The sequence below is a fragment of the Xaviernesmea oryzae genome, assembly GCF_900109605.1.
GTDB lineage: Bacteria > Pseudomonadota > Alphaproteobacteria > Rhizobiales > Rhizobiaceae > Xaviernesmea > Xaviernesmea oryzae.
In genome coordinates, this window is record NZ_FOAM01000012.1 from 97,878 (window position 1) to 123,305 (window position 25,428).

The window sequence follows — 25,428 nt, forward strand, 5'->3', positions numbered from 1 at the left end:
GGCGATCCCCGGCGTGAACGGACAATCAAGCGAGCGTCAGCCTGACGGCATTGGCGTCAAGACAGTCCCGCAGCGCCTGGGCGGGCGCCTGATCGGTGACGAGATCGCCGACCGCGCTCCAGGCCGCATAGCGGGCCGGAAACAGCCGGTCATGCTTGGAATGGTCGGCCACCACCAGCGTGCGCGCCGAGCGCGCCACCATGGTCGTATAGACCGCGCCGCATTCCAGGAGGGCATCGGACGGTCCGTCCGGGCCAAGCCCACTCGCCCCGAGAATGGCGAATTCCGCATAAAAGCCGGAGAGAAAGGCAACGGTATGCGCGCCGACGGTGGCGCCCTCGGTGGCGTGATAATCGCCCGGCAGCATCACCACCTTGATCGTCGGATTGATCGCAAGCACAGTGGCGACCCCGAAGGAATGGGTGAGGACGGTGATGTTCTTCATCTCCACGGCAATGCGCCGTGCCGTGTGCACCGTGGTCGACCCGGAGCCGATCATCAGCACTTGCGCACCCTTGAGGATCTGCACGGCCGCGCGCGCGATCCGCTCGCGCTCGGCGACGAACAGCGTGTGCCGCTCGGTCACCGAGGGTTCGGTGGACAGCGATCGCACCGCGCCGCCATAGGTTCGGTTCAGCAGGCCCTGTTCGGTCAGTTCGTCCAGATCGCGGCGGATGGTTTCCGTCGAGACGTCCAGACGCCGCGCGAGCTCGGCAACCCGCAGGCTCGGGGCCTGGTTGAGTTCCGTGAGAATGCGCTCCTGGCGGATACTCTTTGGCTTCTTCATCCTGGATTGCCCATCTGCTGCTGGCCGGTCTTTTCCGCCACCCATTCGCGCGCGCCCGCCAGCACCGCCTCATAGACCGCCGTCCCGAGCGCCGCGCCGATCTCGGTGTGAAGGCCGGCATAGGTCTGCGCAAGGCCCTGCGTCGGGCAGGCGACGACGATGCAATCCGTGCCGGTGCCCGTCGCCACCGCGTTATCGATCGTCCAGCCGATGTCCATGACAGCCGCCGTGCGCGCTTGCGTCACAATCGACAGGGACTCGATCAGTCCCGCCTGGTCGAGGCACTGGTCCACCTGGACGGCGAGGTTGATGGTGCCGAGTTTTGCCGCAGGCAGGGAGGGATGGCCGACCCGGCCGGCATTGCCGAGCCCCACCGTGGCCAGGCAGAAAGCGCTGATATCGCCCGACCGGCGCGTGACGGCGTGATGCCGGCGCAGATCGCGTGAGGTCATCATCTGCACCGCCGCGTCATGCCCGGCCGCCGCCATCCGGCCGCGCAGCAAGCCGGCGGGATCGACGCCAACGGGCAGATCCGCCTGCGACACGTGAAGCCAGGCCACCGTATCGGCCTGCACGAAACCCGGCCGCGTCAGCGACCAGCTCAACATCCATTGCTGCGCAGCAAAGCGAACCGCGAGAATGTCGTTCTTAAGGGTGATGGTGGGTGTGCCCATGGCTCAATTTCTGTCAAGAACGGCAGGCCGGCACAAGGGCGCAGCACAGGCCATCCCGTCCTCTCTTTCTCCGCCCGTCAAGACGCTGCTCTCTGGCCCGTCAGGGCCTTGGGGGCGGCAGATAGCCAAGCAGCTCGTCGGTCGTCATGACATTGGCGTAGATCATGTGCAGCCGCTCCAGCTCGCTGACATGCAGATCCATCGAGCCGGCCGCGCAGGCATCGTCCACCACGATCACGTCGAAGCTTTCGTCGGCGAGGCTGCGCACCGTGGAGGAGACGCACTGGTCGGTGAAAATGCCGCTGCAGACCACATGCGTGATGCCCAGATTGGCAAGTACGAGCCGCAGGTTCGTGCCGGTCAACGCGCTATCCGTGGTTTTCGTCACGACGATTTCGTCGGCGCGCGGTGCAATCGGCGCCAGGATCTGCGAGGCCTCTTCGTCCTTTGGCAAAAGAAGATTGTTCCAGCCCGGCTTTCTCTGGCTCAGCGACCGGTCGCGGCCATCGGCGCGCAGGCAGGCGATGCGGGCGAAGAGCACGTCGAGCCCAACTCCCCGGAAGCGCTCCAGCAGGCGCTGATTGTTGGGGATCACCGTCTCCCGCATGCGCGTGTGGAACGGCGTCCAGGCGTGGTAGCGGGCAAGCGCCTCCCCCGAAAGGCCGGCAGGATCAGGCCGGTCGAGATAGGTGTTCTGCATGTCGATGACGAGCAGGGCCACCCGGCCTTTTTCCAGCACGGGATCTTCGGGTTCCGGCGCTCCCTTGTAATAGAAGGATCGTCGCTCGGTTTTCCAGTTCACGCCAGCCTCCTCATACATCACGCCGGCGGCGGCGCAGCAGCGTGATCACAAGCCCGCCGGCCAGAAGCAGGGTGGCAGCCGACAGCGTGCTCATCGTGCCGAGCGCCGGCACCATCGGCGAATAGCCGGCGACCATCTTCGAGTAAAGCCATTTCGGGATCGTGGAATCGACACCGGCGGTATAGAGCGACAGCGGAAAATTGCCCCAGGAGAGCAGGAAGGCGAAAAGCGCGCCGGACCAGATGCCCGGCCACAGGATGGGCAGGGTAATCTCCTTGAGGATGAACCAGCGGCTGGCCCCAAGGTCGCGCGCCGCCTCCTCCAGCGTCGGATCGAAGGAGTAGACCTGGATGGCGATGACAAGCGTCACCACCGGAACGATCCAGACGAGATGGGCGATGACGGCGGTCTGCCAGCTCGGATTGATGCCGAGCGCGTTGAACCACAAGAGCAGGGCGAGCCCGAGCACCGGCTGCGGAAAGAAGATCGGCAGCAGGATGGCCTTCTGGAACAGCCGCCTTCCCTTCCAGTCATAGCGGGCGAAGGCCAGCGCGCCGAAAAAGGCGAAGAACACCGACACCAGCGTGACGATCAGCGCAATCAGCAGGGAATTTTGCACGAGCGTCTGGATTTCCAGCGACGCCACGGTCTTCTCCCACCATTCGGTGGAAAAGATCCGGATCGGAAAGCCGAAATAGCGCCCCTTCGACAGGCCCGCCAGCGCGCCGCAGACAACAGGCAGATAGAGGGCGAAGACAACGAAGGCGGTCCAGACCTTGACCAGGGCGCGAAGCTGAATGTGCGAACGGGTTTCCATGCGCCTTATCTCCGGCCGAGGATACGATCGAGGTCCAGCCTGGACAGGATGAACAGCGCCAGCCCGCTGACGATCACCACCAAGAGCAGGGCAAGTGCCGAGCCGAGCGGCCAGTTCTGTGCGTAGGTGAAGGCGATCTCGATGTCCTGCGCGATGGTGATGACGGACTGGCCGCCGAGGATCTTGGACTCGGCAATGGCGCCGGCCCCGAGCACGAAGGTCAAGAGCATGCCGATCAGAATGCCGGGCATGGCGAGCGGCAGCTCGATCTCGCGCCAGATCATCAGGCGGCCGGCGCCGAGATCGCGCGCTGCATCGACCAGATCCTTCGGGATCATGGCGAGGCCCAGCGTCATCGGAAACAGCATGAAGGGCAGGTAGACATAGAGCATGCCGAACAGGATGGCGCCGGGCGTGTAGAGCACCTCCGGGCCGCCGGCCAGGCCCAGCCACTTCAATCCGCCATCGAGCACGCCGTTCTTGATGAAGAACAGGACCCAGCCGTAAAGCCTAACATTTTCCGAGACGAACAGCGGAAAGACGAAGAGCACGCTGACAAGACCTGCCCATTTGCCGAACATGCGGTTGAGGCCATAGGCGATCGGATAAGCGATGATCGCAAGCAGGATCGTCGTCGCAAGCGCATAGGACAGCGACCAGACGAAGGATGTCCAGACCGTATTCGACGGTTCGACGATGGCCGCGAAATTCGCCAGCGTAAAGGAGCGGAACACGTCGAAGCTCTTCGGCGTGGCGAAGGCATAGGCCGCGACGGTCACGAGCGGTGCCAGAAAGCCAAGCACGAGAAGAAGGATGACCGGCGCGGCCGCGCGCAGCCCGGCCGGGATCGCAAGATGGCTCGGCTTGGCGGCGGCTTCTTCATGAGAGGCGGTGAGGACGCTCATCTCAGTCTCCCACCAGGATCGCATCGCGCGCATCCCAGCCGATGGTCACCGCATCGCCGGCAACCAGGCCGGAGGCCGCCGCACGGGCGACTTCGACCAGATAGATCCGCTCGCCCGCATGCACCTGATACTGCATGCGCGAGCCGAGCGAATATTCATTGTAGATCTTGCCGGAGATCAGATTGTCGGCACGCGATGGACCGGTGACGAAGCGCATGGTTTCCGGCCGCACGATCACGGTTGCCGTGTCTCCCATCGCGGTGTCGACGGGCGCGACGATGATCGGTCCGCCCTCGGCAAGCGTCCAGCCGCCATCGGGCATGCGCTTGACCGGGAAACTGTTCACCTCGCCGAAGAACTCCGCGACGAAGCGCGTCGCCGGCCGGGTGTAGATATCCTCCGGCGTTCCGATCTGCACCAGTCGGCCCCGGCTCATCACGCCGACCCGGTCGGACATGACCATGGCCTCTTCCAGCGAATGGGTGATGTAGACGAAGGTCTTGCCGCTTTCGCGGTGGAGATCCTTCAGCTCCTTTTCCAGCACCTTCTTGAGCTTGTAGTCGAGCGCCGACAGCGGCTCGTCGAAAAACAGAACGTCGGGATCGTAGGCAAAGGCGCGTGCCAGCGCCACGCGCTGCTTTTCCCCGCCGGAGCAGCGCATGACGTTCTTCGCGTAATAATGCTCGGGCAGGCGCACCATGCGCATGAAGTCGAGCGCGCGGCGCTTGCGCTCGGCCGCCGGCATCTTGCGCACCTTCAGCGGAAACTCGATGTTTTCGCCCACCGTCTTGTGCGGAAAAAGCGCCAGCGACTGGAAGACGAGACATGTCGGCCGCTTGTCGGCCGGCACGTCGTTGATCAGTTCGCCCCGCAGCGTGATATAGCCCGAGGAGGGCGCCTCCATGCCGGCGAGCATGCGCAGAAGCGTCGTCTTGCCGGATCCGGAGGGGCCGACGATCGTGACGAACTCTCCCTCCCTGATATCGACATCGATGCCGTCGACGGCGGCGAAATCGCCGAATGTCTTACGGACATCGACGAGCTGCAGAACCGGCACCGCCTTGGCCAGGGTGGCCGCGCCCGCATCGGTTTCAGCTTCGCTCAAAGGGGGTGAGATCATCGCGACGCTCATGTATTTTGCTCCGTCCGATCCTGTCCGGCTCAACCGCGAAGCCGCTTGGCGGCCGTCAGCAGTTCCAGCGCCTTGTCATAATCCGGCACGATGTCGTACTCGGCAGAGCGCGCCATATCCTCCTCCAGCGTGTCCCACTGGATCGCTTCCAGCTCGTCTTTCGTGAACAGCTCGAAACACTTGGGATTGCCCATCTGGCTGACGGGGTTGAAGGTGCCTTCCGCGAAGGCAACGGTGTGCGCCACCTCGGGGGCCTGCACATATTTCAGGAATTCGGTCGCCAGCGGCGACAGGTCCGGATTGTTGACGGTGGACGTGATCTCGATCCAGGAGATGCCGCCCTTGCCGTCGATCGGCCCTTTCAGCGGCGTGACCGCGCGCAGGTTCGGATAGCCGTCGGCGCGGGCCGGTGAGACCGAATAGGTGCCGCCGGTCATGTAGAGGTCGATTTCGCCCGACACCAGCGCCTGGTTCAGCGACGCCATGTCGCCCACCATCTTGGCGCCTTTGAAGACCTTCTCAGCCGTTGCCGAAAAGGCCTTCATATCGTCTTCGCCATGCGGCTTGAACGGATTGATGCCGGCGATCAGGAAGATGTTGAAGACGTTCCAGTCCTCCGACTCCTGGATGCCGTATTTTCCGGCAATCGAGGGGTCGTTGAACAGGTCCCATCCCTGCTCTTCGGCGGTCGATTTGCTGATCTTGTCGGTGTTGACGACGAAGCTGTAAGGCCCGAAGCGCTGCGCCATGCCGAGCAGGTCCTTGCCGTCGTCGCTCATGGCCCAGCGATAGGGCGCTTTGAAGTTCGGCAGCATCGCGTCGAAGTATGGCTCGAACTCCGCGCGCGGCAGCGGCTTGATCAGGCCGGCCGGGGCCATGACCTTGCGCGCCCAGGGATTGTTGACGTTGATGAGATCCCAGAGCTTGGTTTCGCCGGCGCGCAAGCGGTTGATCATCGTCGGGTCATTGGTCAGGCTTTCCGCCTTGACCGTGGCCGCGTGGCTGGAGCGGAACGGGTCCAGCACCTGGGCCGAATTATAGCCCTCCCAGCATAGGATGTTCAGCTCCTTGTCGCGCGCGGCAAAGGCGCGCGTGGCCGAGGCCAAAGGACCGGCCAGGGCAGCGGCACCCGCCATCTGCATCAGGTTGCGCCTGGAAATCTTCATCGTCATTTCCCCTTGTCTCTGGTCGGTGTCTCTGGTCGGTCCGGCCGCGCTCGACAGCGTTTTTTGTTGGAACTGTGTCGCAATAATGTGTGATTTACAACATAAATTTTCTTCGCCATTGTGCATTGCGCAAAATGGCATGGCGCTGCCGAAACCAGGCCCGCACCCATAGCTAAAATACGAGAATTGCTTTGCATTTCTTTTGTGCAGCAAGACGCGTGAAGATGCCGAGCTTTTAATCGGGAGCCGAAATTTCGGGCAGCGCCATGCCTGTCACGGGCCAATCGCAACATAAAAGGGGGCTGAAAATGTTGAAGTCACTACAGGGGAAAACCGCCATCGTCACAGGCGCCAGCCGGGGCATCGGCAAGGGCATCGCGCTGCGCTTCGGCGAGGCCGGGCTGAACGTCCTCGTCGTCTCGCGCAGCCAGGCGGATGCGGATGGCGTGGCGGGCGAAATCGGCGCGCGTGCCTCCGGTCTCGCCGCCGATGTCAGCACGGAGGAAGGCTGCGCGGCCATGGCGCAGGCCGCGCTGGCGCGCTACGGCGCCATCGATATTCTCTGCGCCAATGCCGGGATCTTTCCGGCGGCGAAACTCGGCGAGATGTCGGCTGCCGACTTCGACCATGTCGTCTCGACGAACCTGAGAAGCACGTTCCTCAGCGTTTCGGCCGTTCTGCCGGCCATGACCAGTGCGGGCGCCGGGCGCATCATCATCACCTCGTCGATCACCGGCCCGATCACGGGCTATCCCGGCTGGGCGCATTACGGCGCGAGCAAGGCCGGTCAGCTCGGCTTCATGCGCACGGCGGCCATCGAGCTGGCGCCCAGAAATATCACCGTCAATGCGGTCCTGCCCGGCAACATCATGACGGAAGGGCTGGAGGGCAACGGGCCGGACTATATTGCCGCGATGGAGGCCTCCGTCCCGCTTCGCCGGCTCGGCACGCCGGCCGATATCGCCAACGCCGCCCTGTTCTTCGCCTCAGAGGAAGCCGCCTATATCACCGGCCAGTCGATCGTCGTCGATGGCGGCCAGATCCTTCCGGAATCGCTCGGCGCGCTGGAGGCCATGGGCTAGCGGAATGCGTCTGATATTGGATACCCATCCGCGGGGGATATCGAGGATCAAAGATCAGAGCGCAAATCGTCATCCACAGGACAACGACGGTGACCGTCATAGCCCCGATCGCTCGCAGCCGCGCCCATTCCGCCCGGAGCGAGCGGTCGCGGCAGCGAGGTGCTCATCGCGACCGGACAGGATTGGTTCGCTCAATAATACCAGCTGCCGGCCGTCGGCATCCAGTAATAGAGCTCATAGTCGCGGCCATAACGCTCGGCGTCCGGGCGGTCGCGCTCGGCGGCATCGGCCGGAGGGCGCGGCAGCCCGTAGGGCCGGTGCAGGGCGAGGAACTTCGCGACAAGCTTCTGAAAACGCATCGACATCACGCCTCCTTGAGTTGCTTCGCTGGTTTCACTGACGTCACGGGATCGCGTCGCGAATCCCGCGGCATGCTCTTCGCCCGCATGGCATCCTGCATCTTCGATGCCGCCACCGGTGAAGCCTTGCATCAGTCCCTCGGTCGATCCCGCGCAAGGGGATTGGCCCGAAGGACGCTTCGCCCATGCACCTGGCCGCCTCGGTTTCAGCCGGCAGCCTGCGCATCGGCCGTCGTGCTGGCCAGGCCAGGCCAGTCGCTCAGGCTTGCGGCGGCGGCATAGGCCTGGGCGACGATCTCAGGCACGAGATCGATGTCCGGCAAGGTGCCGAGACCGAGCGGGCCCATGGCGAAGACGCCCTGGAAGCCCGATGCGCCATCCACCGCCCGGCCCGCCGGGTCCACGAGAATGCCGAGCTCCAGCTCGTCGCGGCGCACCAGCCCGTTTGACAGCAGCGCGCGGAAGAGCGGTGCCTCGGCGTCGGTCAGCCGGATGCGGCAATCGATCACCCTGTCGGCCTGCAACACCTCCAGCCCGCCGGATACCGAGAGCAGCACGCCATTGCGCGCGACCCGCTCGACCCGCGCCTTTTTCACCGTCACCGCGCCTTGGGTCAGGGCCGCGCGTAAGCGTTGGTCGTGTTCGGGCGGCAGGCGGTTTCGGTGGCTGTCATAGATCGGCTTGACGTGGCGCTTGAAGCGCCGGCGTTCCTCCGCGCTCAGGCCCTGCCACAGCGCCCCGGCCCGCAGGCGAAAATCATTCATGATGCCCTGCCAGCCGGACCCCTCCGCCTCGGCCTTTTCGGCGGCTTCGCGCAGGAAGCGGAAGGCACCGCTGAGCGTCGTGGGCAGCGGCCTGTCAGGCACGATGCGACCGACGGCATCGCGCCGGTGCGCGCGCGGCAGAAAGCCGGAGGCCGAAATCAGCGTGACATGATCGGCCTCGCCGGCAGCGAGCAGCTTCAGGGCGCGATCGACCGCATGAATGCCGCCGCCAATGACGATTGCCCGTTCGGCCCGTGCCGCGCCTGCCTCCGCCTGCAACGGCGGGGCCAGTCCGTAGCCGGTGGCCAGGAACAGCGCGCCGACATGCACGGTCTCGCTCTCCCCCGACAGCCACAGCCCGCCTTGCGGATCGCGCGCAACGCCAAGCACCGCCTCAGGCCGGATCTGCACGATGGCATCCGGCCGCTGGCGCAGCGCCTCGGAGAAGCGTTGATAGACATAGGCGCTGAACAGCTCGCGCGAGACGAAAGCGTGGTCGGACGCGCCGGGTGCCGGGTCGATGGTCGTGCCGCCCTCCCCGGCATCCTCTCCGGCCTCGCGGCGGGTGCGGTCCTGCTCGTCCAGCCAGGCCTTGAAATCAGCGCGGTCCTCGGGATCGATCGAGAGATCGCGCACGCGGCTGTTCAGCACACTGCCGCCCGGCCCGACGCTCTCGCCGCCATGGATCTTCGGATGGGGATCGTAGAGCACCAGATGAAAGGCCGGGCGAAACCGCCGCAGCAAGGCAATCGCGGTTATGATGCCGGTAAAGCCACGCCCGACGATGGCGATGCGCGGCAGGCTGCGCGCCTGCCCCGTTTCCGCCACGGCCTCCAGCCTGACAGGCGATCCGGCATTTTGTACCGTCATGAACGCGCTCCTCTCCTGACGCAGCCACTGCAGCACGCGCGGCGGGCAAAACCCTGCGCAGCCATTAATACTCCACAAAAATAATAGAAATCTTCTGCGCAAAGGCAAGCGCCAATTGCGGCGCCCGGCCAGCCACAAGGACGGCGCCGCCTTGATCCGGCAGCCAGGCCGCACATCCCCGACGGCGCGCCCTGCATGCGAAGATGCGATTCAAAGCCACGCTAAACAAGTGAAATACCATGCATTTTTCAAAGCCTGCCGGCGTGGGCCGGTGTTTTTCTTTTTCGCCTTCGTCTTGGATAGAAGCCGGAACTTATGCCCCTCTCAGCGGCTTTCTGCTGCTATCAGGGCGTCCTTGCGCGCCCCTTCATGCATGAGGTTCCGCGTGCCGGCAGGCTCTTCTCTTCAGACGATCGCGCCCCCCTCCACGTTCAAGCAAAGCATGGCCGATGCGCCGGCGAGGCTCGCCGGAGATCGGGACAGTCATCCGACATCCGTCCTGACCGACGATCCGGTGGTGGAGCCGGCCGAGGCGCCGGCAGGTGAGTCCGAGACGGCTGGCTTTGCGCAGACCGATGCCCCCGCCGGGCTGATCGCGCTTCATCTCTTGCGCGCGTTGAAGGCCGATACGCAGCGGCTTGTCTATGTCGCCCGTTCCGAGGCCGAGGCGCTTGGCGTGGCCGAGGCGCTCTGCGCGCTAAAGCCCGAGGCCGAGCCGATCCTGCTGCCGCCCTGGGACTGCCTGCCCTATGACCGGGTCGAGCCATCGCGCCAGGCAATGGGCCGGCGGATGGATGCGCTGCGTGTCTGGCTGGAGGATGGCGGGCGCAACCGCCGCCTGCTCGTCACCTCGCTGGATGCGCTGCTGCAGCGCGTGGCGCCGAAACAGGTCATCCTGGCGGCACGCTACAGCCTTGCCGTTGGCGACGCCTTCGAGCGCGACAGCTTCACCGATTTCGTCGAGCGGATGGGCTATCTTGCCGACGGCGTCGTCGACGAGCCGGGCGAGGTGGCGCTGCGCGACGAGGTGGTGGAGATCTTCCCCGCCGGCGGCCGCCTGCCGATGCGCATCATGCTGGCCGAGGACGGCACCATCGAGGCGCTGCGCTTCTATGATCCGCTGAGCCAGCGAACGGTCGAAACGCGTGAGGAGATGGTGTTCGGCCCGGCCAGCGAGCTGGTCTTCGAGACACGCGAGGAGGCAGAAGCCGCCCGCGCCGCGCCGGCCTGCGACATGGAACGACGCCTTCTGCGCCGCTATGAGACGCTGGTGCCGGTGCTCGACATCCTGCCGCCCGCCCGCCTGCTCTTTGCCGAAAGCCTTCTGGCCGAAGATGGCGAAGGCCGCGTCGAAAGCCAGATCGCGCTGATCGAGGACGCCCGCAACGCCGCGCGCGATCTTGGCGCCGCCCCGCCGGCCCAGGGCTCGCTCTATCTTTCGCAGGCAGACTGGAAAGAGACGCTGAGGGCGCATGAGACCGAGGCCCTGGCGCCCGCAAGCGCACATCCGGCCCAATGGCCGACCGCCAGCGATCTCGGCGCCTGGGCAGATCTCGTCGCGCAAAGACGCAAGGCGGGCGCGCGCCTGCTATGGACCGGTGCGCATCCGCGCTTTTCCGCCTGGCTGAAGCGGCTGGCGCGCCGGCTCGACACGCCCATCGACACGGTCGCCGATCTCGAAGCGGCAGAGGCCGCGCCCAAGGGCGCGCTGATGACGGCCGCGCTGCCGCTGGCCGATGGGTTCAGCGATGCCGAAACGTCTCTAGAAATCGTCACCGCGCAGGATCTTTTCGGCGCCGCGCTACAGACCTCCGAAACCGGCGATGCCGCGCTCCAGCCGCAAGAGCTGGGGCTCGGCGATCTCGTCGTTCATCAGGATCACGGCCTTGGCCGGTTGCAGACGCTGGAGACCATCGAGGTGGACGGCCTGCGGACCGATGCCGCCAGGCTTGACTATCACGGCGGCGCCTCGTTGCTGGTGCCGATGCGCGATTTCGGCCGGCTCTGGCGCTATGGCGCCGCAAGCGAGGCCGTGACGCTCGACCGGCTGCACACCGAGGCCTGGGCGAAGAAGCGCGCGGAGGTCAGCCGCGAAATCGATCTCTCCGCCCGGCGCATCGCCAAGCTGACGAAAATCAGGGCCGGCATCGAGGCCCCGCGTCTGGTGCCGGACAAGCGCGCCTTTCACCGTTTCGTGCTGCGCTTTCCCTATCCGGAAACGCGCGACCAGACGGCAGCGATTGCCGCCTTGCTCGCCGATCTTGGCTCTGGCCGCCCGATGAACCGGCTGATCTGCGGCGATGTCGGCTTCGGCAAAACCGAAATTGCCTTGCGCGCGGCTGCGGCCGCCGCCTTTTCCGGCCATCAGGCGATCGTGGTGGCGCCGACCACGGTTCTGGCGCGCCAGCATGCCCTGACCTTCGAGCGGCGCTTTGCCGGCACCGGCAAGCGGGTTGCGCTGCTCTCCCGGCTGGTCAAGCCGGCCGAGATCAAGCGCATCAAGGCCGGGCTGGCCGATGGATCGGTCGATATCGTCGTCGCCACCTCGGCAATCCTAGCCAAGGATGTGCACTTCGCGCGTGCGGGCCTGCTCGTTATCGATGAGGAGCACCGCTTCGGCGCGCGCGACAAGGCGGCGATGCGCAAGCTCGGACTCGGCCTGCATGTGCTGGTGATGAGCGCGACGCCGATCCCGCGCACGCTGCAGGAGGCGCTGGTCGGCCTGCAGGAGGTCAGCCTGCTGACCACGCCGCCGGCCCGACGCCGGCCGGTGCGCACCTTCCTCTGCCCCTTCGACCGCGCCACCATGGCAACGGCGCTGCGGCGGGAAAAGCGCCGCGGCGGCCAGTCCTTCCTGGTGGTGCCGGAGATCGAGGAGATCGACGCGGTCAAGGAGATCCTGGCTGGGATCGTTCCGGACCTCTCGGTCGTCGTCGCCCATGGGCGCATGCCGCCGGCGGCGGTGGACGAGGCGGTGGTGGGGTTTGCCGAAGGCCGGGGCGATGTTCTCCTGTCGACCAACCTCATCGAAAGCGGGCTCGACGTGCCCGGCGCCAACACGATCTTCATCTGGCGGGCGGATCGCTTCGGCCTTGCCCAGCTGCACCAGCTGCGCGGCCGGGTGGGCCGTGGCCGGGCGCAGGGCATTGCCTATCTCCTGGCCAGCGACGACATGGCCGAGGAGACGCGCGAGCGTCTGAGCGTGCTGACGGCGCATGACCGGCTCGGCGACGGGCTGGCCATCAGCCGCCGCGACCTCGACCTGCGCGGCACCGGCGATCTCTTCGGCGAGGAGCAGGCCGGCCATGTCAAGGTGATCGGCACGGGCCTCTATCAGGACATGCTGGCGGCCGCTCTGGCCGGCGGCAAGGCCAAGGCTGCGGACCTCTTCGCCACGCCGGAGATCCGCCTGGGGCTGGAAGGCCTGCTGCCGGAGGATTATGTGCCGGACGCGGCGGTGCGGCTCAATCTCTATGCCCGCCTGCTCAAGGCGGCGCGTATCGAGGAGATCGATACGTTGGAGGCCGAGATCGAGGACCGCTTCGGCGAGCCGCCGGACGAGGCGCGCCTGCTCCTGCGGCTGTCGCGGCTTTCCGTCGCGGCCCGACGGGTAGGGCTTTCCACCATCGAAGGCGGACCGCTGGCGCTGGCGCTCACGCCGTCGCGCAAGCCGCCGGCCACGCTCGTCAAGCGGCTGAAGGCCGCCGGCCCGCTGAAGCAAAAGGATGCCAGGCTGATCCTGCCGCTCGAAACCCGGGATGGTCTCGACCGGTTAGCGCGTCTGGAGGATCTTCTCGGCCTGTCCGGCTAGGCTTGGGTCACTCCCCGCCGCGCACCGCCTCCCATCCTTCGCCTGCCGATGACCCTTGACGGACAGCCGGCGAACATGATGGAACGATGACAGGCGCCGTGTTTCACGGCGCTTTCGCGATCATCGCCGGGGGCGCGCTTGCCGCATCTTCTGACAGCCCAGGACGCCGCACGCAAGGCGGGCGCGGCACAAAAGGACGCCCCACGCAAAAGCGGGACGGACGATGGCGTGGGCAAGCTGAAGGTCGGCTTTATCCTGGCCAAGTCCTTCACGCTATCGGCCTTTTCGCTCTTCGTCGACACGCTGAGGCTCGCCTCCGACGAACGCGACCGCTCCGGGCGGGTGCTGGCCGACTGGGACGTGCTGGGCAGCACGCGGCTGCTGATCCGCTCCAGCTGCGGTGTGCAGGTGGCGCCCACCTGCGATTTCGTCGCCCCGCCCCGCTTCGACGTGCTGGTCGTCTGCGGCGGCCTGCTTTCGGTGGACAAGCCGGTGGACGAAGACACCGTGCGCTATCTGAAGGAGGCAGCCAGGCTGCGCGTGCCGCTGATCGGGCTTTGCACCGGCACCTTCATCCTGGCCGAGGCCGGATTGATGCGCCAGCACCAGACCTGCGTGAGCTGGCTGCATCATGACGAGTTTCGCCAGCGCTTCCCCGATCATCCGGTGCGCTCCGACCGGCTGTATAATTTCGACGGCCAGCGCGGCTCCTGCGCCGGCGGCAGCGCCTCGGCGGACATGGCGGCCTCGCTCGTGCGCGCCAAGATCAGCCGCAAGGCCGAGATCAACGCGCTGGAAGTGCTGCAGATCGACCGGGCGCGCAAGCCGACGGACACGCAATCGCGAAAGCCGCTCGAAGACACGCTGGACACCAGCGCCGCCGATCCGCGCATTCGCGCCGCGCTGATCACCATGGAGCAGAACCTGGCAGACCCGCGCTCGATCGAGGCGATCGCCGACAGCATCGGCATGTCGCGCCGGCAGATGGAGCGGATCTTCCAGGTCAGCCTCGGCATGTCGCCCGCTCAGGCCTATAATCTCATGCGGCTGAAAAAGGCGCATGCGCTGATGTCGCAGTCCCCGGCGGCGCTGATCGATATCGCGCTCGATGTCGGCTTTCACAGCGCCGCCCATTTCGCCCGCGCCTTCAAGCGGGTCTATGGCATCGCCCCTTCCCGCCTGCGCCAGACGGCCAGTGTCGAGGATGGCGCGACGCGGCGCCCCGTGCGCTGAGGGCAACAGGGTGCGCACGCGCTTTGCTTGCCGCTGGCGGCCGCGCTGAGGTCAATCGACAAGCGCTACCATGCTGATCAGGTAAAACGTGGCATCCCGGCGGCCAATTCGGAAGCTTAAGGTTACACATTGTCACCGACAGCAATATACAGAAACAACCTAAAGGAGCATTCGAGCGTGAAATGCGCACCGTAAGCGCGCCGCCGACATGGGCGTTTGACGTCGCCGAGGGGTGCGGTAACGAACGACTTTGTAGGCCCGATGCTTTCATTTCAAGGTTCAATTAATTTCCTTTCACGCGAAAACGGGAAAGAATGGCACATCCGCAGCGCGAAATGCCTGCGTAGTCGCCAATCCCTTAAAATTGGGTGCTCGAGATTTACCTCTTCTCAACCAATGCTGCGCTGCGGCGGCCATTGCGAAAAAACAACCGATGGTTCAGCTGTTTTTTCGCGAAACGGGCCCTAAGCGGCCATTCAATAAACTGTTGTTTAAGTCTTGCGGAAAAACATGGCGTTCACGTTCAAAGCTAGTTTTCGGGGGGCCCGGTGGGCAAGAGACTTTTCGTGACCATGGCATTGCTGCTTGCGACAAGCGCCGCCAATGCACAGACGATCGCGGTATCGACCGCGAAGCTGGATACATACCGCGCGATCCTTCTCGATGCCATCAAGGCCAGTGCCAAGGCCCAGCCAGGCGTCACCGTCACGGTGGACGACGCCAAGGGCGACAGCCAGACACAACTCGCCCATCTTCGCAAATATGCCGAGGACAAGGTGAGCGCGATCATCGTCATCCCCTCGGATGGCGATATGGGGCCGCAGCTGACCGAGATCGCCCAGAAGGCCGGCATTCCGCTGATCTATGTCAACACCGAGCCGGCGAACCTCGCCGATCTGCCAGACAACCAGGTGCTGGTCGCTTCCAACGAGAAAGAATCCGGCACGCTTGAGACGGCCGAAGTCTGCCGCCTGATGAAGGGCAAGGGCAAGGCCGTGGTGCTGATGGGCGAGCCCTTCCACTCCGCCGCCCGCGCCCGCACCCAGGATGTCGACGATGTGCTCGCTCGCCCGGAATGCCAAGGCATCCAGATCGTCGAGCGCCAGGCTGCCTACTGGTCGCGCGACGACGCCGACCAGCAGATGCGCGAATGGCTGAAGGCCGGTGTCGCCTTCGATGCCGTGATCGCCAACAATGACGAGATGGCGCTGGGCGCCATCCGCGCGCTGAAGCAGGCCGGCCGGCCGATGAAGGACGTGGTGGTGGCCGGCGTGGATGCGACCGACGACGCGCTGGCCGCGATGGTCGCGGGCGATCTCGACGTCACCATTCTGCAGAACGCCGCCGGCCAGGGCAAGGCGGCGATCGACGCTGCGCTGAAGCTCGCCAAGGGCGAGAAGGTGCCGCGCGAAAACTATGTGCCGTTCGAGCTGGTGACGCCTGAAAACGTTGCCAAATATCTTCCGAAGAGCCAGTGACAGAGCCGGGAACCACGACCATGCATCTATGGAACAAGCTGGGCATCCGCGCTCAGATCACCTTCGGCTTCGTGCCGCTGATCCTCTTGATGAGCTTCCTGTCGATCAACGCCATTTCCGGCATGAACGGCCTGTCCTCGATCTTCTCCTCCTATCAGGCGACCGCCGGCCAGACGCTGTCGATCTCGGATTATTCCAACCGTCTGCACGAGATCCAGTCGGCCGCCGAGCGTTTCCGCGTCTCGCCTGAGGATGCGGTGGTCGAGCATTTCCGCAGCAATCTCGCGTCCTTCCTCAAGGAAGATGCCCGCTTCGACGGCAATCCCGAGCTTGTCGCCGGCATGGCCGCGATCAGCGCGGATATGAAGGCCTATGGCGCCGCTTTCGACGAGATCGTCAAGCTGCAGGATCGGCGCGAGGCGCTGATCGCCAAGGTCACCGAATATGGCCCCTGGACCGCCATCGCGCTTGAGGACGTGCAGCGCAGCGCCTGGCGCCAGAACGATATTGCCCTGCTGCACGCCACCGGCGAGACGCTGGAGGCGCTGAACCGGAGCCTCTATTTCTCCGAGCGCTTCGTCCATGCCAACGACCTCAAGGCCTATGACGTGGCCCAGGCCGCGCTGAAGCAGGCCGTGGCGCTGGATAACGCCGCCGCCCAGAGCGCGCGCGATGCGCTGCAGCGCAAGCGCCTGGCCGGCGCCACTCAGCTGATGCAGAACTATACCGGTCGCCTGGAAGAGGTGCGCCAGGTGCTTCTGTCCAGCAATGCCATCCGCGACGGCAAGATGGACGTGCTGGCGCCCAAGATCGCCAGCGGCTTTGCCGGCCTGCAGGACAAGATCAGCGGCGCGCAGACGGCGCTCGACGGCTCGGTGCAGAGCACCGTCTCCTCCGTCACCCTGTCGACGCTGGTGATTTCCGGCCTGCTGATCGTCATCGGCCTTGTGCTCTCCTATGCCGTCGGCCGCCTGATCTCGGGCAAGGTGCGCAGCATGGCGCAGGCCATGGAGCGGCTGGCCCATGGCGACGAGCAGGTGACCGTCGAAGGCGCCGAGCACGCCCATGAACTCGGCGCCATGGCCCGCTCGCTCAAGGTCTTCCAGGAGACTGGGCGTGCCAAGCTGGTGGCCGAAGCCAATGCCGAACGCGCGCGTCTGGCCGGCGAAGAACAGCGCCTGCGCCAGGAGGCGGCACAGCTAGCCGACGCCAAGGTGATGGAACATGCCTTCAACGAGATTTCCAAAGGCCTGGACGCGCTTTCGGGCGGCGACCTGACCGTGCGCATCGGCGCGGTGGATGCCCGCTACGCGCCGATCCGCGACCATTTCAACACCTCGGTCGCCACGCTGGAACAGGCGCTGGGCTCGGTGATCCATGCCATCGGCGCGATCCGCTCCGGCCTTGCGGAAATCTCCACGGCCTCCAACGACCTGGCGCATCGCACCGAACAGCAGGCCGCCTCGCTGGAAGAAACGGTTGCCGCGATCAGCGAGGTCACGCGCGGGGTCAACGGCACCGCCGAGGGCGCAAACCACGCCCAGCGCGCCGCCGTCACCACCCGCGACAACGCCCAGAAGGGCGGCACCATCGTCAACCGCGCGATCCAGGCCATGGCCGAAATCCAGGCCTCCTCGGCTAAGATCGGCAATATCATCGGCGTGATCGACGAGATCGCCTTCCAGACCAACCTGCTTGCCCTGAACGCCGGCGTGGAAGCCGCGCGGGCCGGCGAAGCGGGACGCGGCTTTGCGGTGGTGGCGCAGGAAGTGCGCGAGCTTGCCCAGCGCTCCGCCCAGGCCGCGCGCGAGATCAAATCGCTGATCTCGACCTCGACCACGCAGGTGGATACCGGCGTGGAGCTGGTCAGCCAGTCCGGCGCCTCGCTGGAGGACATCGTCAAGCAGGTGAGCGACATGAGCACGGTCATCGCCGACATCGCGTCGTCCGCCCGCGACCAGGCCAACAGCCTGCGCGAGGTTTCGGCCGCCGGCGACCAGATGGACAAGGTGACCCAGCAGAACGCCGCCATGGTGGAAGAAACCACGGCCGCCGCCCAGAGCCTGACACAGGAAACCGAGCGCCTGGCCGAAATGGTCCACCGCTTCCGCGTCAACAGCCATTCGGCCGCCTACCAACAGGACTATCGGATGGCCTCTTAGAGCGCTGTTCGATCTCAGATCGGCACTCTAAGCTCTTTTGTTTGAAGCATAATCTTATCGATCCTCGTTTCACTCCGGTCGGATTATGCTCGAGGGGCCGTCTTTGCGAGACTGCATGCGGCACGGGACGGGGGTCATGCCTCTCCCGTGCCGTCTCGTTTTCGATCGGTGCGGCGCGCTTGTTCCGTCAGCGCGCCGGCCGTCTCCCGGCAGCAGGCGGATCAGCCGCTCCATGCCACGGCAAGCTCGGCAAGCGTCCTGAGCAGCGCCTCATCCTGCGGCCGCGTTTCCGGGGAGAAGGCGGGGTTCTCGACATAGGCGGCGATCACCAGAGGTTTGCGACCGCCGGGCGGAAAGAGGACGGCCAGGTCGTTGGTCTTGTTGCCGACACCCCGGCGCATGCCCGTGCCGGTCTTGTCGAGGCCCTGCCACGTGGCGGGAATGCCGCCTCGCAATCGCGTCAAGCCGGTTTTCGTGGCCGACATCCATGCCCGCAGGCGCTGACGGCTCTCCGCACTCAACACATCGCCCAGCACGATGCGCTGCACCGTGCCCGCCATGGCCCTGGGGGTCGTGCTGTTCTCCTCGGTGCCGACGGGGATGATATTGATCGCCGGCTCGTAACCGTCGAGCCGGCTCTTGTCGTCGCCGATCTCCCGCCAGAACCGCGTGAGGGCCTCAGGTCCGCCCAATCGGCGCATGAGAATATTGGCGGCGGCATTGTCGCTGGTCACCTGCACCGCTTCGGCCAGCGCCAGGATCGACAAACGCCCGGCGGCCAGATGATCTTCGACGACGGGCGAATAGGCAATGATGTCGCGACGGCTGAAGGCGAGCATTTCCGCCGGATCGAGCCGGCCCGCATCGGCTTCGCGCAAGGCCAGGGCCGCCAGCGAAAATTTGAACGTCGAGCAGTGGCAGAAGCGCTCGTCGGCGCGCCAGCCGAAACTCCGGCCGCGTTCCGTATCGAGAACGAAGGCTCCGAGCCGCACGCCCGCTTTGCGCTCCGCCGCGCGCAGACGCGCAACCGGATCGCCATTCTGCGCAAACGCCGCACCGCCGAGAGACAGGCTGGCGCCGATACCGCCGAGCAGATATCGGCGCGTTATCCATGCAATTCGTTCAGCGTCCATGGATCCGGCCTTTCCTTGGTTTCCCGGCAAAGAGACCTGAGCGGCAGCCCAGGCCAACAATGCTCCTGCGCCCCTGCTATATCCAATCGCAGGACGCGCCAAGTCCTGCCGGCGGCGAGAGCATCGGGCCGGACGGTGGGAGCCGGTTTGCGGAAAATCCGATGCAAAGACAAAGGGTCCAGCCCATCGGACCCATGACGATCACAGGACACGACGCAATGGTTTGTGAACTCGGCTGCCCCCTCATCCGACCCTTCGGGCCACCTTCTCTCCGCTGGGGAGAAGAGACTGCGGCGCTGCTCAGCCCTCTCATCCCAACACGATAAAACGCGATTTATGCCATGTTTTCTGGACGTTGGACTGAGGCGCCGCGTTGTCGGCCTTGGTCTCTTCTCCCCATCGGGGAGAAGGTGCCGGCAGGCGGATGAGGGGGGCCGCCAAGCCGTCAAGGTTCTGCGCCGCGTCCTGTGGACGACCATATCACGTCCAATGCGCCAAGCTGGCTAAACCCGTCGTCCCGTTTCCGGATCGAACAGATGCACCAGGCCAGGGTCGATGGTCAGCGTCAGGCGGTCGCCGGGGCGCAGATGTTCGCGGCCGTGCTCGACCAGCGAGATATCGCCTGTGTCCCCGAGGCTCAGATAGGTGAGCGAGCCGGTGGATTCGATCAGGCGCACCGGGAGGGTAAAGGCCTGATGATCGGATCCGCTCTCCCCGTCGACAATGCGCAAATGCTCCGGGCGCAGGCCTGCGGTCACCGCCTGCCCGGGAGCCAGCGGTGCGGCACCCTTGCGGTCCACGGCGATCACCGGCTGGCCCGGCAGATCGAGCGCGATGCTGGCGCCATCGACGGCGCGCGCTGCGATGAAATTCATCGCCGGCGAGCCGATGAAGCCGGCGACGAAGCGGTTTTCCGGCCGGTCGTAAAGCGTCAGCGGCGCGCCCTGCTGCTCGATCACGCCGTCGCGCATCACCACCACATGGTCGGCCATGGTCATGGCCTCGATCTGGTCATGGGTGACATAGACCGAGGTCGCGCCCAGCCGGTCGTGCAGCGCGCGGATTTCCTTGCGCATGGAGACGCGCAGCGCGGCATCGAGATTGGAGAGCGGCTCGTCGAAGAGGAAGGCCTTGGGGCTGCGGATCACCGCCCGGCCCATGGCCACGCGCTGGCGCTGGCCGCCGGAGAGCTGGCGCGGATAGCGCGTCAGCAGGCCGGAGAGCCCGGTAAAGCCCGCCACCTCCTGCGCTTTGGCCTTGGCATTCGTCTTGGAGACGCCGCGCATCCGCAAGGGGTAGATCAGGTTTTCTTCCACCGTCATATGCGGATAGAGCGCATAGGACTGGAACACCATGGCGATGTCGCGCTTGCGCGGCGGCACGGCGGTCATCTCGGCGCCGGCGATGGTCAGCCGGCCGGCGGTGATCTTTTCCAAGCCAGCGAGCGAGCGCAGCAGCGTGGACTTGCCGCAGCCGGAAGGCCCGACCAGCGCCACAAAGCTGCCCTTCTCGATGGTGAGATTGATGTCCTTCAGCGCGTGATAGGCGCCGTAATGCTTGTTGACCTGGCTGAGTTCGATCTGGGCGGTCATTTCAGCGCTCCCGAGGTGAGGCCGGAGACGATGCGGCGTTGCAAGAGGACGAAGAGGGCGAGGATCGGGCCGACATACATGGCGGCGAAGGCCATGATGTTGTTCCACTCATTGGTGTTGGGCCCCATGAAGGAATTGAGCCCGACGGAGGCCGGCTGCAGCTCCGCCGCCTGGATCATCGACTTGGAATAGACGAATTCGCCAAAGGCCTGCATGAAGATCAGGATGGCCGAGACGAGAATGCCGTTGCGCGCAAGCGGCAGCACGATGAAGAGAAAGGCGCCGACGCGCGAATTGCCGTCCACAAGCCCCGCCTCTTCCAGTTCCGCCGGCACGCTCATGAAGGTGGAGCGCACGAGCACGACGAAGAAGGGCATGGCCTTGGCGGCGATCGCCAGGATCACGGCAAGGCGCGGCGTGGCCAGCAGCCCGAACTGCGAGAAGCCGACGAAGATCGGCGTCACCATCAGCGAAGCCGGCAGAACCTGCAGCATCAGGATCAAAAACAGGCCGATATCGATCCAGACATTGCGGTAGCGCGCCAGAACATAGGCGCAACCGGTGCCGAGCGCGGTGACCAGCACCACCGCGCCCAAGGCGATAACAAGCGAATTCCACAGGTAGCGCCCGACGGCGCGGCTTTCCCAGACATAGGCGTAGGTCTGCCATTGCGGCTCGCTCGGCCAGAAGCTCGGCGGGGTCGCAAACATGGCCGAGCCCGTCTTCAGCGAGGTGACCACCATCCAGTAGAGCGGGAAGAGATAAAGGGCGGCCAGCAACAGCGCGATGGCCAGAAACAGGCGGTTTCTCAGGGTTTCGCTCATCCGCGCACCTCCTGGCGTGTCGAGCGCACATAGATCACCGAGGCGATCATGACGAAGACGATCATGATGACGGAGATCGTCGCGCCTTGCGCGAAATCATATTGGCGGAAGGAGAGATCCCAGGCCCAATATTGCGCGACATTGGAGGCATTGTTCGGCCCGCCCGAGGTGATGGCGGCAAAGAGGTCGAACTGCTGCAGCGTGAAGATCAGGCCGAGCGAAACGACGGCGCCAATGGTGGCGCGCATCATCGGCAGGGTGATGGTGCGAAAGCGCGCCCAGGCGCCGGCGCCATCGAGCTCGGCCGCCTCGTAGAGATCCTTGGGGATCGAGGACAGGCCGACCGAGAGCAGGATCATGTTGAAGGAAATGCCGAGCCAGATATTGGCGATGATGACGGCCCAGAGCGCGAAATTCGGGTCCGAGCGCCAGAAGATATTGCCGGAGATGATGCCAACAGAGCGCAGGACATAATTCAGCACGCCGAAATCGCCTGAGAGAATCCAGTTCCAGATAGCGCCGACGACGAGGCCCGGCATGACCCAGGAGACCAGAAACAGCCCGCGCAGCCAGCTGGCGCCCGGAAATTCGTTCCAGAAGAACAGAGCGAGCCCGAAGCCGATCAGGAACTGCCCGGCGATCGAGGCCACGACGAAGATCGCCGTGTTCTTCAGGATCGGCCAGGTTTCCGGCTGAGAGAAAAGCGTGGCGTAATTTTTCAGCCCGACAAAGGGCCGGGCGAAGCTGCCGAGGGAAAACATGTCCACCTCCTGCACGCTCATCACCACATTGTAGAGAAGCGGCAGGCCGGAGAGCAGGAAGAGAAACCCCATGGGAAAGGCGACGAGGCCGACATCGAAGCCGCGCCCATCCCTCAGGCTCGAAAACATGGTCTTCATCGAAATCCCCCTTTGAAAGCGCTTGGGTTTTGCGGCTCGGCGGAGCCTGCGGCGCCGGATCTTGGCCCGCGCCGAAAGCTCCGGCGCGAACGGGGCGAAGGCCGGCGGCCCCGCCGGCTTCAGCGAACCGCCCCCGACGGAGGCCGCACCGTTTCACCGGCCACGGCCCCCGCGGGGGAGGAAGGCGATGCCTGGACTGGTGACGTCCAGGCATGGAAATTGCGAAGGGCGCCCTGAACCCAGGCGTGAGGGCGGCCCCCAGCCTGCGAGGCAGAACAGGCGCCGCAAAACGCAACGCCGGGTCAGCCACTGGCCTCCTCTCCCCAGCGGGGAGAGGGCAGGGTGAGGGGGGCGAGGCGGGCACGACGCGGGCCGTAAACACCCTTTGACTCCGAACCCAGCCGAGAGGGCGGCCCCCTCATCTGCCTGCCGGCATCTTCTCCCCGCTGGGGAGAAGAGACCTTGCGGCGCGCGCCTCGCCCGCACTCAACCCCGAGCACAGATCAACCTTGAAGCCGGTGCGGCAGAACAGCCGCCGCAAAACGCGCCGCCCGATCAGCCACTGGCCTCCTCTTCCCCGCGGGGAGAGGGCAGGGTAAGGGGGCTGGCGCCGACGCAAGCCGAACCCGTTAACCCAGCACCGCCGAGATCTTCTTGGCCGCCTGGTCGAGCGCCTCCTGCGGGCTCATCTGGCCGGTGAGCGCGGCCTGGATGGCATCCTGAATGGCCTTGGAGATCTTCGGCCAGGCCGGATGCGGTCCGCGCGGCTGGGCATATTGCAGCTGGTCGAGGAAGACCTTCAGCGCGGCATCCTTATGCGCATTGCCGGTCGGCTTGATCTCGATGTCCTTGCGGGCCGGCAGCTGGCCGTATTTTTCGAACATCTTGTCGTCCTGCGAGGCGAAATATTCGATCACCTTGAAGGCCTCGTCGGGATGCTTGGTCGAGGAGAAGACCGCCCAGTTGAAATCGCCCATGGCGGAGGAGCGTTGCGCGCCCTTTTCCGGCACGGGCAGCAGCGCCACGCCCCAATCGAACTTGGCTTCCTGAATCATGCGGTCCAGCTCCCAAGGGCCGGAGATCGCCATGGCGGCGTTGCCGGAATTGAAGGTGCCGGTACTGTCCCACTGCCCGCGGGTCAGGCTGTCGGGCGAGGCGAGCTTTTCGTCGATGATGGTCTTCCAGGTTTCCAGCGCCTTCACCGCGCCCGGCGCGTTGATATGCTGATAGCCCCCGCCGCCCATCTGCGCCCAGGGCAGGAACTGAAAGGTGCCTTCCTCATTGCCCTTGGCCGAAAACGCCAGGCCATAGACGTTCTTGGCCGGATCGGTGAGCTTGCGCGCATCCTCGACCAGCTCGGCCCAGGTCTGTGGCGGGGCGTTCGGGTCCAGCCCCTTCGCCTTGAACATGTCCTTGTTGTAGTAAAGCGCAATGGTGTTGGTGGCCTTCGGCACGCCATAATATTTGCCGTCCCACATCACCGATTTCAGCGGACCCGGGAAATAATTATCCGGCTTAATAACCTGGGAGGTCTCGATCCGACTGGTGAGATCAAGGAAGGCGCCGCGCGAGGCAAACAGCGCGTGCTCCGGATTGTCGACGGCGATGATATCGGGCGCCTGTCCCGTGGAAAAGGCGCGCATGGCCTCGCTGACCACGTCATCGAACTGCAACAGGCGGTATTCCACCTTGATGCCCTTGTTCAAGGCGTTGAATTCCTTGACCAGATTGGGCGCGGGCTGAATGTCCTTGTCCAGCGACCAGACGGTGATGGTCACGTCTTCAGCCAGCGCCGGAAGCGCGGAAGCCGAGACGGTGCCGGCCAGAAGCCCGGCCAGAAGCGTGATCTTGATCCCCATGTCATCCTCCATCGTGGGGTGATCTCCAGAGCATCGGACTGAGTCGGTGCTCTCCTTATGCCCCGGCCCCCGCTCCTCTTCGCGGGCCACGGGCCTGTCGTGAGGGGCAAGGGCGCGGCGGCCCCTGCCCTCTCTTCAAGCACTCACGTGGGATCGGTGACGAAGTCCCCGCCCCGGCAGCGCTTGAGATAATTCAGGCCATGCACCTGCCCGGTCATTTCCAGGGCATCGCGATAGACCGGATCATGCCAGCCCTCGATATCGATCGAGCCGGACCAGCCGGCGAGCCTCAGCTCGGAGATCACGTCGGTCCAGTTCGTGTCGCCGAAGCCGGGCGTGCGCATGAAGACGAAGGGCAGCTTGCCGAAGATCCCGTGTTCGCGGATCACGTCCCAGCGGATCGTCGCGTCCTTGCCATGCACGTGGAAGATCTTGTGCGCCCATTTGCGGATCTGTGGAATAGGGTCGATCAGATAGACCATCTGATGGCAGGGTTCCCATTCCAGGCCGATATGGTCGTCCGGCGTCTCGTTGAAGATCAGCTCCCAGGCATCCGGATTATGGGCGATGTTCCAGTCGCCGCTCTGCCAGTTTCCATCCATGGCGCAGTTTTCAAAGGCGATTTTCACGCCCTTGTCGGCGGCGCGCTTCGCCAGCTCGCTCCAGATTTCCTTGTAGCGCGGCAAGCTGTCGGTGAGCTTCTTGCCCCGCACCCGTCCGGTGAAGCCGGCCACGCAGCTCGCGCCGAAATGATGGGCATTGTCGATGCAGTCCTTCCAGCCCTGCAGGGTCTGCAGGTCGATTTCGGTTTCCTCGAGCGGATTGCCGAACATGCCGAGCGTCGACATCGTGATGTCACGATCGCCGATGGCCTCGCGGCAGCGCTTGCCGAGGTCTGCCAGATCCTGGCCATTGGTGGTCTGCCAGAAGAAGGGCTCGAAGCTTTCGAAGCCAAGATCGGCGATCTGGCCGATGCGCTTGGCCGCCTCGCCGCCGCTGGCGCTGACCATCGTGCCGACGCGGATGGATGTTGCGGGATTGCTCACCTGTCTGTCTCCTCTCAAGCCCGTGGATGGTCC

20 protein-coding genes are annotated in these 25,428 nt (G+C 65.0%); 5 read left to right on the plus strand and 15 right to left on the minus strand.

What is annotated here, in order from left to right; translation table 11 throughout:
* Positions 1-25 precede the first annotated feature (25 nt).
* The 7 genes from BMX61_RS15795 to BMX61_RS15825 form a co-directional block, all read right to left on the minus strand.
* Complete coding sequence (locus tag BMX61_RS15795) at positions 26-787, minus strand: DeoR/GlpR family DNA-binding transcription regulator (RefSeq protein WP_075626133.1); 762 nt, start codon at positions 785-787, stop codon at positions 26-28.
* Positions 784-1,461 carry an adenosylcobinamide amidohydrolase gene (locus BMX61_RS15800; RefSeq protein WP_075626132.1) on the minus strand — a complete coding sequence of 226 codons (678 nt, stop codon included), beginning with the start codon at positions 1,459-1,461 and terminating at the stop codon, positions 784-786. The genes BMX61_RS15795 and BMX61_RS15800 overlap by 4 nt, the downstream gene beginning before the upstream one ends.
* Positions 1,462-1,561: 100 nt before the next feature.
* Entirely contained in the window at positions 1,562-2,263 is a 702-nt protein-coding gene (locus BMX61_RS15805) for a cysteine hydrolase family protein (RefSeq protein WP_075626131.1), read from the minus strand.
* A 10-nt stretch (positions 2,264-2,273) separates the two neighbouring features.
* Complete coding sequence (locus tag BMX61_RS15810) at positions 2,274-3,080, minus strand: ABC transporter permease (protein WP_075626130.1); 807 nt, start codon at positions 3,078-3,080, stop codon at positions 2,274-2,276.
* Positions 3,081-3,085: 5 nt separating this feature from the next.
* Positions 3,086-3,985: an ABC transporter permease gene (locus BMX61_RS15815; RefSeq protein WP_092742829.1), complete on the minus strand. Its 900-nt coding sequence runs from the start codon at positions 3,983-3,985 to the stop codon at positions 3,086-3,088.
* A gap of 1 nt (position 3,986) precedes the next feature.
* Positions 3,987-5,117 (minus strand): ABC transporter ATP-binding protein, encoded by a 1,131-nt coding sequence (locus BMX61_RS15820; protein WP_075626129.1) that lies wholly within the window; start codon positions 5,115-5,117, stop codon positions 3,987-3,989.
* A 29-nt stretch (positions 5,118-5,146) separates the two neighbouring features.
* Positions 5,147-6,283 carry an ABC transporter substrate-binding protein gene (locus tag BMX61_RS15825; RefSeq protein WP_234794710.1) on the minus strand — a complete coding sequence of 379 codons (1,137 nt, stop codon included), beginning with the start codon at positions 6,281-6,283 and terminating at the stop codon, positions 5,147-5,149.
* 308 nt (positions 6,284-6,591) lie between these two features.
* On the opposite strand from BMX61_RS15825, the gene fabG reads away from it, so the two are divergent.
* On the plus strand, positions 6,592-7,365 hold the full coding sequence (gene fabG / locus BMX61_RS15830) for a 3-oxoacyl-ACP reductase FabG (RefSeq protein ID WP_075626127.1): 774 nt from the start codon (positions 6,592-6,594) through the stop codon (positions 7,363-7,365).
* A gap of 191 nt (positions 7,366-7,556) precedes the next feature.
* Here the strand turns inward: fabG and BMX61_RS15835 are convergent, their stop codons facing one another.
* Complete coding sequence (locus BMX61_RS15835; protein ID WP_075626126.1) at positions 7,557-7,856, minus strand: hypothetical protein; 300 nt, start codon at positions 7,854-7,856, stop codon at positions 7,557-7,559.
* A gap of 74 nt (positions 7,857-7,930) precedes the next feature.
* On the minus strand, positions 7,931-9,358 hold the full coding sequence (locus BMX61_RS15840; RefSeq protein WP_075626125.1) for an FAD/NAD(P)-binding protein: 1,428 nt from the start codon (positions 9,356-9,358) through the stop codon (positions 7,931-7,933).
* A 442-nt stretch (positions 9,359-9,800) separates the two neighbouring features.
* Here BMX61_RS15840 and BMX61_RS15845 point away from each other — a divergent pair, with 442 nt between their 5' ends.
* From BMX61_RS15845 to BMX61_RS15860, 4 genes are all read left to right on the plus strand, one after another.
* The gene (locus BMX61_RS15845) at positions 9,801-13,169 is read left to right on the plus strand and encodes a DEAD/DEAH box helicase (RefSeq protein WP_139198945.1); all 3,369 of its coding nucleotides are present in this window, start codon (positions 9,801-9,803) and stop codon (positions 13,167-13,169) included.
* A 228-nt stretch (positions 13,170-13,397) separates the two neighbouring features.
* The gene (locus BMX61_RS15850; RefSeq protein ID WP_075626211.1) at positions 13,398-14,402 is read left to right on the plus strand and encodes a GlxA family transcriptional regulator; all 1,005 of its coding nucleotides are present in this window, start codon (positions 13,398-13,400) and stop codon (positions 14,400-14,402) included.
* Between the two features lie 548 nt (positions 14,403-14,950).
* Positions 14,951-15,880 (plus strand): substrate-binding domain-containing protein, encoded by a 930-nt coding sequence (locus BMX61_RS15855; protein ID WP_407703779.1) that lies wholly within the window; start codon positions 14,951-14,953, stop codon positions 15,878-15,880.
* A 20-nt stretch (positions 15,881-15,900) separates the two neighbouring features.
* Entirely contained in the window at positions 15,901-18,042 is a 2,142-nt protein-coding gene (locus tag BMX61_RS15860; protein ID WP_075626123.1) for a methyl-accepting chemotaxis protein, read from the plus strand.
* A 221-nt stretch (positions 18,043-18,263) separates the two neighbouring features.
* On the opposite strand, the gene bla is transcribed toward BMX61_RS15860, so the two are convergent.
* The 6 genes from bla to BMX61_RS15890 form a co-directional block, all read right to left on the minus strand.
* Positions 18,264-19,175: a class A beta-lactamase gene (gene bla / locus BMX61_RS15865; protein ID WP_075626122.1), complete on the minus strand. Its 912-nt coding sequence runs from the start codon at positions 19,173-19,175 to the stop codon at positions 18,264-18,266.
* A gap of 503 nt (positions 19,176-19,678) precedes the next feature.
* Positions 19,679-20,767, minus strand: a complete 1,089-nt coding sequence (locus tag BMX61_RS15870) for an ABC transporter ATP-binding protein (protein ID WP_075626121.1) — start codon at positions 20,765-20,767, stop codon at positions 19,679-19,681.
* Positions 20,764-21,591 (minus strand): carbohydrate ABC transporter permease, encoded by an 828-nt coding sequence (locus BMX61_RS15875; RefSeq protein ID WP_075626120.1) that lies wholly within the window; start codon positions 21,589-21,591, stop codon positions 20,764-20,766. Before BMX61_RS15875 ends, BMX61_RS15870 begins: the two co-directional genes overlap by 4 nt.
* Positions 21,588-22,490, minus strand: a complete 903-nt coding sequence (locus tag BMX61_RS15880) for a carbohydrate ABC transporter permease (RefSeq protein ID WP_075626119.1) — start codon at positions 22,488-22,490, stop codon at positions 21,588-21,590. Before BMX61_RS15880 ends, BMX61_RS15875 begins: the two co-directional genes overlap by 4 nt.
* A 629-nt stretch (positions 22,491-23,119) precedes the next feature.
* The gene (locus tag BMX61_RS15885) at positions 23,120-24,349 is read right to left on the minus strand and encodes an ABC transporter substrate-binding protein (RefSeq protein ID WP_075626118.1); all 1,230 of its coding nucleotides are present in this window, start codon (positions 24,347-24,349) and stop codon (positions 23,120-23,122) included.
* A gap of 143 nt (positions 24,350-24,492) precedes the next feature.
* Complete coding sequence (locus BMX61_RS15890) at positions 24,493-25,395, minus strand: sugar phosphate isomerase/epimerase family protein (RefSeq protein WP_075626117.1); 903 nt, start codon at positions 25,393-25,395, stop codon at positions 24,493-24,495.
* Between the last annotated feature and the right edge of the window lie 33 nt (positions 25,396-25,428).